We start from the raw sequence: 14,109 nt of genomic DNA on the forward strand, positions 1-14,109 counted from the left end.
ATGTTGCAAGTACTGCTACCAGCCAAGGTTCCCGGCCGCTGCCTGCCGGTACTCGTGTTCCAATCGCCGGACCAGTGTTTCTACGTTTGGGATATCGTCGATGTTGCCAACGCCGTGCCCGGCAGCCCAGATGTCTTTCCACAGTTTATGGCCATTGTGTCCGCCCGTTGCGCCTTGCGCTGGGTGTTCGGGCAGGTTGTCCGGGTCCAGGCCACAGCGGGTGATACTGTGCCTCAGATAATTGGCCGGCAGGCCGCTGAACAGCGCGGTATTGACGATCTGGTCGGCATCGGCGGCAAGCAGCATCTGTTTGTAGCCGGGATCGACTTCACATTCCCGGGTAGCGAGAAAACGCGTCCCGACATAGCCCAGATCAGCGCCCATGATGCGTGCAGCCAGCAGATCCTTGCCAGTAGTGATGCCACCAGCGAGCAGCAGGATGCCGTTGAAAAAGCGCCGTATTTCGTTGACGAACGCCAAGGGGTTGAGGGTGCCGCCATGCCCACCGGCACCGGCACAGACCGCGACCAGCCCATCGACACCAGCTTCGGCCGCCTTGTGCGCGTGGCGCACACTGACCACGTCGTGCAACACCAGCCCGCCATAACCATGCACGGCGTCGACCACCTCGCCGGGGGCGCCGACGCTGGTGATGACAATCGGCACCCGGTGTTTCACCAGCAGCGCCAGGTCTTGCTCCTGGCGCGTGTTGCTGCGCCTGACAATCTGATTGATGGCGAAGGGTGCAGGCGCTGCTACATTCACTGGCTGGGCGCAGGCAAGCTCCTCGGTCAACTGCGCCAGCCAGCCGTCCAGTTGCGCGGGGCTGCGTGCATTGAGCGCCGGCATGGCGCCGATGATTCCGGCACGACATTGCGCGGTCACCAGAGGTGGGGTTGAAGCCAGAAACATAGGTGCGCCGATCAATGGCAGGCGCAGGCGATTACTCAAAAAGTCAGGCAGCGGCATGGCTGGCGCTCCGCGTCAAAGGTGTTTGCAACGGGAGGTCGCGGGCTGTCAGGGCGGCCCAGAATCCTTGGCTGCCGGCGCTGATTGCCGACTGGCCAAGCACCTCGGCCCACTGCGCGTCGCTGCCGAACTCGTCGCGCCAGGACCACAGGCGCCGGGTGCTGTAATGCAGACTGTGTTCGTGGGTAAAGCCAATGGCGCCGTGAACCTGATGGACGATTGAGGTCACTAGTGTCGCGGCTTCGCCAGCACAGACCTTGGCCACGGCGACGTCGAAGGTCAGGCTGGTGGGCTGGCCGGCTTCGCTGCTCAGGGCCAGGCCAGCGCTGTGCAGGGCGATCTGGGTGCTGGCACTTGCCGCAGCAATGCTACCGGCAGCATGCGCAAGCTGTTGCTGAAGCGCCTGGAACGTGCCGATCGGCTTGCCGAACTGCACCCGTTGATTGGCGTAGGCCAACGCCTGATCGAGGCTCGATTCCAGGGCTCCGACCAGCATGCAGGCGCGCGCCAACGCACCGAACAGCCACACCGGCTCGCATACGTCAGCCACTTGCAAGGGCGCGATGGCCTGCACCGGTACGTTGGTGAACTCCAGGCTATCGCGTTCTTCACCGGCGAAATTGGTGCCAGCTGTCAGTTTTACCCCGATCTGTCGCAGGTCAACCAAGGCGATTCGTCCGCCACAGTCGGCCATAGCTGCCCACTGGCAACTGCGCGCCCAGGGTACGTTTAAGCAGCGACCGTCGAGCTGTCCGTCGGCGCTCAACTGCAAGTCGCCGAGGCGCCCGGTCTGGATAAGGCTGATCGGGCCTTCGGGTACCTGCAGCCCGGCACGTGACAGCAGCAGCCCCGCGAGCATGGTTTCGCTCAGGGGCAACGGCAGGTTCCAGTAGCCCAGGGCATGCAGGATCGGGCTGGCTTCCAGCCAGCTGGCAGCGCTGCCGCCAGCGGCTTCTGTCATCAACGCGGCTGTCAGACCATGGTCCACCAGTGGCTGCCAGAGTTCGCTGGGCGGCTGCCCGGTGTCGAAGCGGGCCATGACCTCAGGGCTGACCAGCTCGGCAAACAGACCCTGGACGCTGTGGGTGATCATCTGTTGCAGTTCCGACGGAGCCTGAGCATCGTTGTTGTAAGTATTGGGAGCCTGGTTCATCGCAGTCCTAATCCTCTGGCAATGATTGAACGAAGAATCTCGCGGGTGCCGCCACGCAGGGAAAACGATGGGGCGGTCTGGGTCAGATAGCGCATCACCTGGTCCAGTGGGCTACCGGGCTGACGGCGGCCACCGAACAGCTCGTGAGCAAGGTCGGGCAACGACTGTTCGAGCAGGGCGCCCTGGTCTTTGACCAAGGCTGCCGGCGTCGCCGGGTTTTCACCTCGGGCCAGCATGCCCGCCACACCCAGAGACATCTGGCGCAACGCGGCATAACGGGCGGCGACACGGCCCAGACTGACGCGATGGTGGCTATCGTGCGGGTCGGCGGCGTCGAGCATTTCCAGGTACAACTGCGTGCAGCTCAGGTAGCGCTCCGGGCCGCTGCGCTCCAGTGCCAGCTCCGCCCCCACTTGCCGCCAGCCATCACCGGGTTGGCCGATGAGGAAGTCGTCGGGCACGAACACGTTGTCGAGGAACACTTCATTGAAGTCGTGCTCGCCGAGCATGTTGTAGATCGGCCGTACCGTCACCCCTGGGCTGTGCATGTCGATCAACAGCTGCGACAGGCCGACGTGACGGTTGCCCGGATCTTTGGGCCCGGTACGTAGCAGGGTGACCATGTAATGGCTGCGGTGCGCGCCGGTGGTCCAGACTTTGCTGCCGTTGACCTGCCAGCCACCTTCGACCTTTTCTGCGCGGGTTCGCACCGAGGCCAGGTCGGAGCCGACGTCAGGCTCGCTCATGCCGATGCAAAACAGCAGCTCGCCACGGGCAATGGCCGGTAACAGACGGGGGGCAAGTACCTCGGGGGAGAATTTCATCAGCAACGGACCGGACTGACGCTCGGCAATCCAGTGCGCGTTCACCGGTGCCCCGGCGGCCAACAGTTCTTCCAGCACCACATAGCGCTCAAGGGCGCTGCGTTCATGACCGCCGTAACGTTTCGGCCAGGTCATGCCCAGCCAGCCGCGTTCGCCCAGCTTGCGGCTGAACGCGATGTCGGCGCCGTTCCAGTTTCTGGCGCGTTGTTCGGGGGGGCAGTCTTTCAACGCCTCGGCTAGAAATTCGCGCACTTGCGTGCGAAGGGCATCTGTCTTGGCATCCAGGTGACAGGGCCGGATATCGAGTGCCTGCATGGTTATAGCTCTTGTAAGTGAAGGGGCAGGATGCTGGATTGAACTTGCTGTACGACCAACAAGTAAATAAGCTATCAGCAACCCTCGCAGCGAAGCAAGCCGCTGTTTGCCAATTGCCTTGCGTTCATCCGGAGTCCGTATGTCTACTGATCGCGCGTTTGTCCCCGGCCGTGGCCTTACCCTGCAACTCGATGGTCATGTCGCCACCTTGAGCTTCAGCCGCCCACCGCTAAATTTTTTTGATGCCGAACTGATCCAGGACCTGGCTGACACCCTGGATTACCTCGACCAGTTGCCTGCTTGCCGGGTGACGGTGCTGGTGGCCGAAGGCACAGTGTTCTGCGCCGGTGCCGATTTTTCCGCGGCGGACCAATGTGATCCGCAGTACCCGCGGCGGGTGTACAAGTCGGCAGTGCGCTTGTTCCGTACGCGCAAACCGCTGATTGGCGTGGTTGAAGGGGCGGCGGTGGGCGGCGGCCTGGGCCTGGCCTTGGTCGCTGACTTTCGCGTGACCAGCGCAAAGGCGCGCTTCTCGGCCAACTTCAACCGCCTGGGCATTCATCAAGGCTTCGGAATTTCGGTTACCATGCCGCGCCTGGTCGGCCCGCAGATGGCCTCGCTGCTGATTGCCACCGGCCGACGTATCGATGGCACCGAGGCGGTGCGTATCGGTCTGGCCGATGTACTGGCCGAGCCCGGCCAGGAGCGTCAGGCCGCGCAGGCGCTGGCCGAGGAAATTGCCGCCAGTGCGCCAGGCGCGGTGATGTCCAGCCGCGCGACGTTGCGCATGGGCCTGGCCGATGCTGTCGACCAGATAATCGATCGTGAAGCCAGCGAGCAGGAATGGCAGATCGTCAGTGCCGACTTTGCCGAAGGCATCCGCGCCATGGCCGAGCGGCGCCAACCCGTGTTTACAGGTGAGTAAGGAAGCAACCCGATGGAACCCGCTGATAAAACTGTCCCGAGCGGATCGCGCCGTACCCAGGCCGAGCGCCGCGGCGAGGCTGAGCAACGGCTGTTGATGGCGGCGCGGCAGATTGTTGCGCGTAAAGGCTGGGTCGGCATGACCCTGTCGGAGGTGGGCGAGGAGGCCGGCTACAGCCGTGGCCTGGCCACTCACCATTTTGGTAGCAAGGCTGGACTGCTACGAGCCCTGGCGGCCTACGTGAATGCCAACTTCATGAGCCTGGTGCAGGTCGAGTCGCCCAAGTGGCGGCCGGGTCTGGATGCGCTCAAGGGCTTTGTCAGCGTTTACCTGGGTCGCAACGACACCGACTGGATCAACAGCCGCGCGCTGTTGTCATTGATGGCAGAAGCGGTCACCCAGGATTCGGAAACCGCGCAGATCCTTGCGCAATACAACCGTTCGGTGCAACAGCATCTGGCCGATTGCATCAGCGCAGGTATCGCCAACGGCGAGATTCGCGCGGATGTCCAGCCGCTGCCGAGTGCGGTACTGATCCTGGGTACCTTGCGCGGCTCGATGCTGCAGTTTCTGCTCGACCCCGCAGGTATCGATCTGGCGGTATTGCAGCGCCAATTGCAGGATTTCATCGAAACGGCGTTGGCTGCCTGACTGCAACGTCAGTCAAGCAGGCCGTTGCTTCTGGCAATCGATACCGCCTCGGTGCGGCCACTGGCGCCGAGCTTGGTGTTGATCTTGCGCAAGTGCGATTTTACCGTGAGCTCGGAGAGAAACATTTTTTCCGCGATCTCACGGTTTCGATAACCCAGGGCCAGCAGGCGCAGCACTTGCAGTTCACGGTTGGACAAACTGTTTGGTGGGGTGTCTTCAGCCTTGGCTTCAAGCACTGGGCTTGTATGGCTGCGTTGCAGCAAGTGCGCGACAAAACGCGCTTCGACGCCCAGTGCGCTCTCTTGTCCGTGAAAGGTCACCGCCCAGCGTTCGAGCAAGGCTGCCAGGGGCGTACCTTCATCGAGAAAGGTGCGGATAAAGCCGACCGGGCTGGCAATGCTCAATGCCAGGCTCAGTTGCTCCAGGGCTTGCTTGGGTTGTTTGCAGGCCTCCAGGGCCAGCGCCAGCAGCAGGCGCAGCTTCAGCGCACGGCGGTGCTGTTTGCGTGCCAGGGCTTGATCCATGGCTTGCAACAACTCATCCGGGTCAGCACTGCCCTGGGCGATGTTCAAGCGTTGACGGGCAATGTACGGGGTATCGACATCGTTGGCGGTCAACAGCACTCCCGGGCGGTCCCAGTCGTTGAGCTGCTCGGCCGAGCGCATCGCATGATCGGCGGCGTCCAGGCGTTTTTCCAGGGTTGCAACCCGCGCCCGTTCCAGCCAAGTCGAGCAGAGGATGCGTGTGGAACCGGCCACCCGGCCCATTTGATCCAGCTCGGCCAGATAGCGCATCCAGCCGGGGCGGTCGCCGTTCAGGTAGGTGATGCGCGCCAGCAGCACATGAGTGCTGATCAGTGAGTCGGGCGCGGCGTGGTCGCGGGCATAGGGCAGTAGTTCGAGGAGGCGGTGCTGTGCCTGCTCCAGTGCATCGGTTTCGTACATCACCAGGCACAGTGCGGTCTGCAATACCGGAAAGCCAACCGGCGGCGTGCCAGCGAGGGTTTCGCGGCTACGCCGACTGGCCGCAAGCAGGCGGCTCATGCCGGTGTCCAGCTGGCCCTGGGTGATGTCGAGCAGCGCCTCGAGGCTGTCGGCGACATCGCGCAGGTAAGGTGACTCGCTCTGTGCCTCACGCAGTTTATCGCTGCTCAGCAGTTGCCGGGCTTCGCCGTAACGACCGCTGTAGTACATGCAGCAGGCTAGTACGTAGGCGCTGATACGGTATGGCGATTTCGATTCGGCAGGGAGGCTTTGCAGGAGCGCCTGGCTACTGTGCTGCGCTTCGGCTACCCGGTCGTTGAGCAACAGCAGCAAGCAATGAATGTGATGCGGTTGACCGGCCAGTGCAGGGGTTTGCATCAGCTGCAGCGCCTCTTTGTAGCGGCGGCCATGCACCAGCGCCCAGGCATAGGCGATACCCAGGCGTGGGTGCATGTCGCGAACTTCATCGGGAATACGCGACAACCAGCGCATCAACAGGCTGGTATGACCGTTCTCGACCAGGTGGTCGACGTGAGCCACCAACTGCTCGGCCGCCTCATCGAGATTATCGGTGGCAAACAGGTGTTCGAGGGCTTCTTCACACTGGTCAGCGGCGAAAAACCACTGCGCGGCCGCATGGTGCAACTGCTCCGGCCATGCCGGGTGGCGCTTGGCCAGGGTGTGGCGCAGGAACTCGGCAAACAGCCGCTGATAGCGAAAATGCAGGCGCTGCTCATCCGTGGCGAGTACGAACAGGTTGGCCTGTTGCAGGGTCTGGATCATTGCTGCACTGCTATGGCCGCTGCTGACAGCGTCGCACAAGCTCGCAGTGAACTGCGGCAACACGCAGGTCTGCAGAAGAAAGCGCTGGCAGGGTTCGTCCAGCCGGGCCAGGACATCTTCGGTGAAATACTCGGCCAGGGCCGGGTGCGCGCCACTGAAGGCGTCGATGAAGGCAGCCGGGTCGTCATGCCGTTTGAGTGACAGGGTGGCCAGAAACAGTCCGGTTATCCAGCCTTCGGTGCACTGATGTAAGCGCGCGATGTCATCCGCGCCGAGCACCAGTTGATGGCTCTGGCGCAGGTAGTGAGTGGTGTCGTCGAGGCTCAGGCGCAGGCTTTCGCTATTCACTTCATGCAGCTGGCCGAGGGCGCGCAAACGACCGAGATTGAGCGCCGGCAGCGTGCGGCTCGCCAGCGCCAGGGTGCCGTGCGCGGGCAGCACTGCGAGCAACTGCTGGATGAACGCCAGCGCCGCCGGCGCGCAGATGACCTCGAATCCGTCCAGCAGCACGGCGAATGGCTGATTGCTGGCGGCGATCTGCTCGAGCAACGCCGGTTCCAGCGTCTCGGCAACGGGCAGGCTATCGCTGGCGGGGACCAGTCCCAGGTCACGCAACCCGGTGTGGAGCATGGCCGCCAGGCGCAACGGGTCGTTGTCGGCCGGGTCCAGATTGCACCACAGCACCCGTTGGCCTTCAGCCACACAGCGTGCCTGATACTGGCTCAGCAGCATGGTTTTACCGGCGCCGGCACAGGCACTGATCAGCAGCAGGCGCAGCCCCGGCTGTTGCTCGGTCAAGGGGAGCAGGGCGGCGCGGTCCAGTTGCCCAGGCAGGGATGCCGGTGCCAGGAATTTGCCCGGACGAGGCACGGGCACTACTCCCTGCACTGGTTCGTTGGAACTACGTCGAAAACCTTCCATGCATCCTACCTTTGGTTGTCGTCGGGGCGGCCCCGTCCTTTCTAGTATCGGCGCACTGGAACAACGCCCCAATTGCGGTACGAGCATGAGTGTAACGGCCCGGCCCCTGATTGGCAGCTCCCGAACCGCCCCTTTGTAAGGAAGACCAAACCACATGAGTGCCAATGAAAATCTGCGTGGTGCCGATGTTCGCGTCTTGCTGGAAAAGCAACGTGCCGCTTGCCTGAGCAATGAGCCCTGGACGGCTGAACAGCGCTGCGAACTCATTGATCGTGCCATCGGCCTGCTGGTTGATTATCAAGAAGAAATTGTTGCTGCCTTGGCGGCCGACTTCGGTCATCGCAGTGAAGACTTCTCGCGTCTGTTCGATGTCCTCAGCCCGCTGGCGGCCATGAAGTACACCCAGAGCCAGATTGCCCAATGGATGCGCGATGAGCCGCGCCATACCGACCGTGGCGAAGCCTGGGTGCAGTATCAACCACTGGGGGTGGTGGGGATCCTCACTGCCTGGAACTTCCCTGGCAACCTGATCTTCAATGGCCTGGCTGGCGCGCTGGCAGCAGGCAACCGGGTGATGATCAAACTCTCCGAGTTCAACCCGCACACCAGTGCGCTGATCGCGCGGATCTTCCCGACGGTGTATGCCGAGGATGAAGTGGTAATCGTGACCGGTGGCGCCGAGGTCGGTCAGGCGTTCTGCAGTCTGCCTTTCGACCACTTGCTGTTCACCGGCGCTACCAGCATCGGCAAGCAGGTGATGCGAGCGGCGGCCGACAATCTGGTACCTGTAACCCTGGAGCTGGGCGGCAAGTCGCCGACCATTATCTCGCGCTCTGCCGATTTGGCGGCGGCGGTCAACAAGATCCTCGCCGGCAAATTGCACAATGCCGGGCAAATCTGCCTGGCGCCGGACTATGTGTTCGTGCCCGAAGAGAAGATGGCCGAATTCGTCAGCCTGGCCAGGGCCGCCGTTGCCAAGCTGTTCCCGACCCTCAAGGACAATCGTGATTACACCTCGGTGATCAACGCCCGTCACTTCCAGCGTCTGCAGGGCTACCTCGACGAGGCGCGGGAGGCGGGGGTCGACGTCATCGAGCTCAACCCGGCCGAAGAAAGCTTTGCCGATCAGGCGCACCACAAGATCGTACCGACCTTGCTGATCAACCCCGACGACAGTCTTAAGGTCATGCAGGACGAAATCTTTGGTCCCTTGCTGCCGATCAAACCCTATAGCGACATCCAGCAAGTGGTCGCCTACATCAACAGCCACCCGCGGCCGCTGGGCCTGTACTACTTCGGCAACCACGCTGCCGAGCAGGCCTTTGTCCTTGCCCGCACCACCTCCGGCGGTGTCTGCCTGAACGATGTGTTGCGTCATGCCGGGGTCGAGACATTGCCTTTCGGCGGCGTTGGCGCCAGTGGCATGGGCGCCTACCACGGCTTTGACGGCTTCCGCACCTTCAGTCACGCCAAAGCGGTGCTGCGCGCTGCAGACGGCCCGGACCTGATGCGACCGCCATACACCGATCAGGTGCGCCAGTTCGTCGCGTCGCTGATCAAGCGCTGATCCCCGCCTTCTGTATTTGCCCGGCTTCCCAGACAAAGAGAACAAGAATATGAAAGCTGCCGTATTCCATACCCCAGGCTCACCCTTGACCATTGAAGAAGTGGGTATCAGCAAACCCGGTCCGCGCGAAGTACTGGTACGCACGGTCGCGGTTGGTGTCTGTCATTCGGACCTGCATTTTGTCGATGGTCATTATCCGCACCCGGCGCCGGTGGTCCTGGGCCATGAGGCCTCTGGCATCGTCGAACAGGTCGGCTCGCTGGTCCGTACGGTCAAGCCCGGCGACCATGTGGTGACCTGCCTTTCGGCCTACTGTGGGCACTGCGAGCACTGCGTCACCGGTCATCTGTCGCTGTGCGTGTCGCCAGACACCAAGCGAGGCAAAGACGAAGAACCACGCCTGACCTACGTGCAAAAACCAATGCCACAGTTCATTAACCTGTCGGCCTATGCCGAACAGATGCTGGTGCACGAAAACGCGCTGGTTGCCATTCGCCGCGACATGCCGCTGGACCGTGCCGCATTGCTCGGTTGCGCGGTCACCACTGGCACCGGCGCGGTGTTCAATACCGCCAAGGTACGTCCCGGCGAAACCGTGGCGGTGATCGGCTGTGGCGGTATTGGCCTGGCGACCATCAACGGCGCGGCACTGGCCGGGGCAGGGCGGATCATCGCCATCGACATGCAGGACTCCAAGCTGGAGCTGGCCCGGCAATTCGGCGCCACCGACGTGATTAACCCGAAGAACGGTGATCCGGTTCAGCAAGTGCAGGAACTGCTGCGCGGTGGTGTGCACCATGCCTTTGAGTGCATTGGCCTCAAGCAGACCGCCGAGCAGGCCTTCAACATGCTCGCGCGCGGAGGCTGTGCCACGGTCATCGGCATGATCAAGCCGGGGCTCAAACTCGAGATCGACCCGCTGATGCTGCTCCACGAGCGGCGTATCCAGGGTTCGTTCATGGGCTCGAACCGCTTTCCGGTGGACTTGCCACGGCTGACCGACTTCTACATGCAGGGGCGCCTGAAGCTCGACGAAATGATCTCCCAGCGTATCAGGCTCGATCAGATCAACTCGGCCTTCGATGAGCTGCGCCGTGGCGAACTGGCTCGCTCGGTAATCGTCTTCGACCAGTGATTGCCTACTACCGCCGCAGCGCTGTTGCCTGCGGCGGCCATCCCCTGGCTATAACGGCAGCGCGGTAGCGTGTGCCCCTGTAGAGGTCTCAGATGGATATCCATTTCAATGTCGAGGAGATCGCCTTCCGCCAGGAAGTGCGCGCATTTCTCGAGGACAAACTACCCAAAACGCTGGCCGAGCGTGTCCGCCACGGTAAAAGTATTTGCAAGGCCGATCACGTTGAGTGGATGCGCACCCTCAACGCCAGGGGATGGCTGGCAACAAGCTGGCCAAAGGAACATGGCGGCACCGGATGGAGTGTGGTGCACAAGCATATCTTTGACGAAGAATATGCCCGCGCCGGGGCTCCACGGATCGTGCCCTTTGGCGTCAACATGGTTGGCCCGGTGATCATCAAGTTCGGTACGCCTGAACAGAAAGCCCGTTTTCTGCCGCGAATCCTTGCTTGTGAAGACTGGTGGTGCCAAGGGTACTCGGAACCTGGCGCCGGGTCAGACCTGGCCAGTCTGAATACCCGTGCACAGCGCGACGGTGATCATTACGTCGTCAACGGCCAGAAAACCTGGACATCCACCGGCCATCTGGCGGACTGGATGTTCTGTCTGGTACGTACCGATGCCCAGGCCCAGGCCCAGCGCGGGATTTCTTTTCTGCTGATCGACATGAGAACGCCGGGTATCACCGTGCGGCCGATCATCACCCTGGACGGCGGCCACTATGTCAATGAGGTGTTCCTCGACAACGTGCGCGTGCCGGTCGGCAATCTGGTCGGTGCCGAACATCAAGGCTGGACCTGCGCCAAATACCTGCTGACCCATGAACGTACCTCGATTGCCGGTATCGGCATGGCCAAAGCCATGCTCGAACGCCTCAAGCAGGCTGCGGCGGTCGAGATGCGCAATGGCAAGCCGCTGATCGAAGACGCATATCTGCGCGCCCAGATCGCCGAGGTCGAGATGCAGCTTATGGCCGTCGAGATGAGCAACCTGCGCACCCTTGCCGCTGCACGTGAGGGTGGGGTGCCCGGTGCGGAAAGCTCAATGCTGAAAATCAAGGGCACCGAGATCCGCCAGGCCATCACCTACCTGCAAACCAAGGTGGTGGGCGCCTACGCCGTACCGCACCTGGTTGACGAGCTGGGCTACGAACACAGCGGCGAAACGCTGCACAACGACTTCAGCGCCACGGCAACCTGCCAGTACCTGGAGATGCGCAAAGCCTCGGTGTACGGCGGTTCCAATGAAATCCAGAAAAACATCATCGCCAAGATGATTCTCGAACTCTAAGGAGCAGGCCATGGACTTCAAATTGAGCGAAGAGCAGCAGATGCTGCAAGACACGGCTGCGCGGCTGGTGCGTGACACCTATACGTTCGAACAGCGCGAGAATTACCGCCAGAGTCCCCAAGGATACAGCCTGGCATTCTGGCAACAACTGGGTGAGCTGGGCCTGACCTCGGTGCCGTTCGACCCGGCGTATGGCGGCTTCGGTGGCAACGGCGTGGACCTGATGCTGGTGGCTCAGGAGCTGGGCCGTGGCTTGTGCCTGGAACCCTACCTGCAGTCGGTGATCCTTGGCGGTGGCCTGCTCAGCCAACTGGGCAGCGAAGCGCAGAAAAGCGAGTTGTTGCCGCAGGTCGCCGCCGGCACGCTGCAACTGGCGGTTGCCCTGGAAGAAGCGCAAAGCCATTACCAACTGCACGATGTCATGACCCGCGCCGAAGCACAGCAGGGCGCCTGGCGTCTGAATGGACGCAAAGCCATGGTTGTCGGCGGGCACAGCGCCGGGCTGATTATGGTATCGGCCCGCAACCAGGGTGACAGCCGCGACGAGACCGGCATCAGCCTGTTCCTAGTCGACCCGCAAAGCCCGGGTGTGACGCTGCGCGAGTACGCAAGCCTGGACGGACGCAAGGCCTGTGACCTGTTCTTGGACAATGTTGTGGTCAGCGGTGCCGCATTGCTCGGTGCACCGGGTCAAGCGCTGGCCGCTTTGCGCTATCAGCAGGGGCGCGCCATTGCCGCGCAATGCGCTGAAGCCGTCGGCAGCATGAGTGCCACCTGCGAGCTGACGCTCGACTACCTGAAAACCCGCAAACAGTTTGGTCAGCCGATCGGCAAGTTCCAGGTCCTGCAGCACCGCATGGTCGATATGTACATCGAACTGGACCAGGCCACCTCCATGGTCATGCTCGCTGCCTGCACCGCCGACCAGCCTGACAGCGACGAGCGTAGCCGCACACTGGCAGCGGCCAAGTTCATTGTCTGCCGTGCGGCACGCTACATCGCCGATCAAGGTCTGCAGTTACATGGTGGCATCGGATTGACCTGGGAGTACGTGTTGTCGCACCACGCCAAGCACTTGCTGATGGTTGCCCGCCAGTTTGGCGATGACGATCACCACTTGCAGGCCTACAGCGAGCTTATGGCTGTCGCGTAACCGCCTCAATAGCAAACAGCCTGCTGATCGGCTTGTGCAAGACCATGATGGCTGCCGGTGGCGCCCGCCCCAGGCGATGCAACCGGCAGCCGGGGAGATGTCCATGAACGACGCCGTTGTCCTGCCTGTCAGTTGCGAGAATGAAACCCGTCTGGTGTATCGCAAGGTCATCCTGCGGCTGCTGCCTTACCTGTTTCTGGCCTATGCGCTCAACACCATCGATCGCTTGAACGTGTCTTTCGCCAAGCTGCGCATGGCCGAAGATATTGCCCTCAGCGATGCCGCCTACGGCATTGGGGCCGGGATTTTCTACCTGGGCTACATCCTTTTTGAAGTGCCGAGCAATATGTACCTGCAGCGCATCGGCGCCCGCGCCACATTGGCGCGGATCATGGTGCTGTGGGGCCTGGTCACTGTGGGCACGGCGTTTGTCACCAGCGCCAATCAGTTGATCGTCGCGCGTTTTCTCCTCGGCATAGCCGAGGCCGGCTTCTTTCCGGGGGTGATTCTGTACCTGACCTACTGGTTCCCTGCGGCGTTGCGTGCACGCATCACCGCGGTGTTCCTTATGGCCGCGATGATTGCCGGGATTATCAGCGGGCCGCTGGCCGGCTGGATCATGACGCACCTGGATGGCTGGATGGGCCTGCGCGATTGGCAGGTGCTGTTCGTGGTCGAAGGTATTCCGGCGATGCTGCTCGGGGTGTTCGGCTGGTTCTGGCTGGTCGACAAGCCAGCTCAGGCCCGCTGGCTCAGCGAGCGGGAAAAGCAGCTGTTGGCCAGTGCCCTGGAGCAGGCCCGTGGCGCCGACACCGAGCATGCCAGCCTGGCCCAGGTGTTACGCAACCCGCGGGTGTACCTGGCCGGTCTGGTGTTTTTCTGCCTGTACAGTGGCTCAAACACCGTCTCGTACTGGATGCCGACGTTGATCCGCGGCTTTGGCATTCACGACCTCAAAACCATCGGCCTGGTGGCCAGTCTGCCTTACCTGCTGGCGTTGATTGGCATGTACTTGCTGGCGCGCAGCTCGGACAAACACCTGGAACGGCGTTGGCATGTGGCGGTGACGGTGTTGGTCAGTGCCGGCTGCTTTGCCTTGTTGGGGCCAGTGCAGGGCCATCTGCTGTTTTCATTGACGCTGATGACCCTTGGGGCTGCCGCAGCGCTGGCTGCCTTGTCGCTGTTCTGGACCATTCCGCCGGCATTGCTCAGCCCTTCGGCAGCAGCGGTAGGTATCGCCGTGATCAGTTGTATAGGCGGCATTGCCGGTGTGGTCAGCCAGATCGTGGTCGGTGCGATCAAGACCGCGACCGGCAGTTTGTACATGGCCTTTGATGTGATCGCGGTGGTGCTGGTGGTGGGGGCGCTGGTGTTGCTCCTGGCGATTCCTGCCCGGCAGTTGCTGGAGCGGCCACGATCATAAGCGCACAGATCGACCGGG

At 62.2% G+C, this 14,109-nt stretch carries 11 protein-coding genes; 7 read left to right on the top strand and 4 right to left on the bottom strand.

Translation table 11 applies throughout. From position 1 onward, the window contains the following. Nucleotides 1-15: 15 nt before the first annotated feature. Genes AC07OF_RS15890 through AC07OF_RS15900 form a run of 3 tightly spaced genes read right to left on the bottom strand, consistent with a single transcriptional unit; the run spans nucleotide 16 to nucleotide 3,261 of the window. Entirely contained in the window at nucleotides 16-969 is a 954-nt protein-coding gene (locus AC07OF_RS15890; protein ID WP_495073141.1) for an NAD(P)H-dependent flavin oxidoreductase, read from the bottom strand. Beyond that, nucleotides 956-2,122: an acyl-CoA dehydrogenase family protein gene (locus tag AC07OF_RS15895; protein ID WP_476447164.1), complete on the bottom strand. Its 1,167-nt coding sequence runs from the start codon at nucleotides 2,120-2,122 to the stop codon at nucleotides 956-958. Before AC07OF_RS15895 ends, AC07OF_RS15890 begins: the two co-directional genes overlap by 14 nt. Beyond that, nucleotides 2,119-3,261, bottom strand: coding sequence for an acyl-CoA dehydrogenase family protein (locus tag AC07OF_RS15900; RefSeq protein WP_495073142.1), 1,143 nt, complete (start codon nucleotides 3,259-3,261; stop codon nucleotides 2,119-2,121). Before AC07OF_RS15900 ends, AC07OF_RS15895 begins: the two co-directional genes overlap by 4 nt. 139 nt (nucleotides 3,262-3,400) lie before the next feature. Between AC07OF_RS15900 and AC07OF_RS15905 the strand changes: the two genes are divergently transcribed. Beyond that, nucleotides 3,401-4,186, top strand: a complete 786-nt coding sequence (locus tag AC07OF_RS15905) for an enoyl-CoA hydratase/isomerase family protein (RefSeq protein WP_157192510.1) — start codon at nucleotides 3,401-3,403, stop codon at nucleotides 4,184-4,186. A 12-nt stretch (nucleotides 4,187-4,198) separates the two neighbouring features. Beyond that, nucleotides 4,199-4,837, top strand: a complete 639-nt coding sequence (locus tag AC07OF_RS15910) for a TetR/AcrR family transcriptional regulator (protein WP_157192511.1) — start codon at nucleotides 4,199-4,201, stop codon at nucleotides 4,835-4,837. A gap of 8 nt (nucleotides 4,838-4,845) precedes the next feature. Here AC07OF_RS15910 and AC07OF_RS15915 read toward each other — a convergent pair whose 3' ends face one another. Beyond that, entirely contained in the window at nucleotides 4,846-7,524 is a 2,679-nt protein-coding gene (locus AC07OF_RS15915; RefSeq protein WP_157192512.1) for a winged helix-turn-helix domain-containing protein, read from the bottom strand. 154 nt (nucleotides 7,525-7,678) lie between these two features. Between AC07OF_RS15915 and AC07OF_RS15920 the strand changes: the two genes are divergently transcribed. The 5 genes from AC07OF_RS15920 (at nucleotide 7,679) to AC07OF_RS15940 (ending at nucleotide 14,091) form a co-directional block, all read left to right on the top strand. After that, nucleotides 7,679-9,091 carry a coniferyl aldehyde dehydrogenase gene (locus AC07OF_RS15920; RefSeq protein ID WP_157192513.1) on the top strand — a complete coding sequence of 471 codons (1,413 nt, stop codon included), beginning with the start codon at nucleotides 7,679-7,681 and terminating at the stop codon, nucleotides 9,089-9,091. 49 nt (nucleotides 9,092-9,140) lie between these two features. Next, nucleotides 9,141-10,226: a Zn-dependent alcohol dehydrogenase gene (locus tag AC07OF_RS15925; protein ID WP_157192514.1), complete on the top strand. Its 1,086-nt coding sequence runs from the start codon at nucleotides 9,141-9,143 to the stop codon at nucleotides 10,224-10,226. Nucleotides 10,227-10,318: 92 nt separating this feature from the next. Continuing rightward, nucleotides 10,319-11,515 carry an acyl-CoA dehydrogenase family protein gene (locus tag AC07OF_RS15930; RefSeq protein WP_495073143.1) on the top strand — a complete coding sequence of 399 codons (1,197 nt, stop codon included), beginning with the start codon at nucleotides 10,319-10,321 and terminating at the stop codon, nucleotides 11,513-11,515. A 10-nt stretch (nucleotides 11,516-11,525) separates the two neighbouring features. Continuing rightward, on the top strand, nucleotides 11,526-12,668 hold the full coding sequence (locus AC07OF_RS15935) for an acyl-CoA dehydrogenase family protein (RefSeq protein ID WP_157192516.1): 1,143 nt from the start codon (nucleotides 11,526-11,528) through the stop codon (nucleotides 12,666-12,668). Nucleotides 12,669-12,771: 103 nt separating this feature from the next. Next, a complete protein-coding gene (locus AC07OF_RS15940) occupies nucleotides 12,772-14,091 on the top strand; it encodes an MFS transporter (protein WP_157192517.1) in 1,320 nt (439 codons plus the stop codon). Nucleotides 14,092-14,109: the final 18 nt, after the last annotated feature.

This window comes from Pseudomonas sp. GW821-FHT10B02 (genome assembly GCF_059415665.1).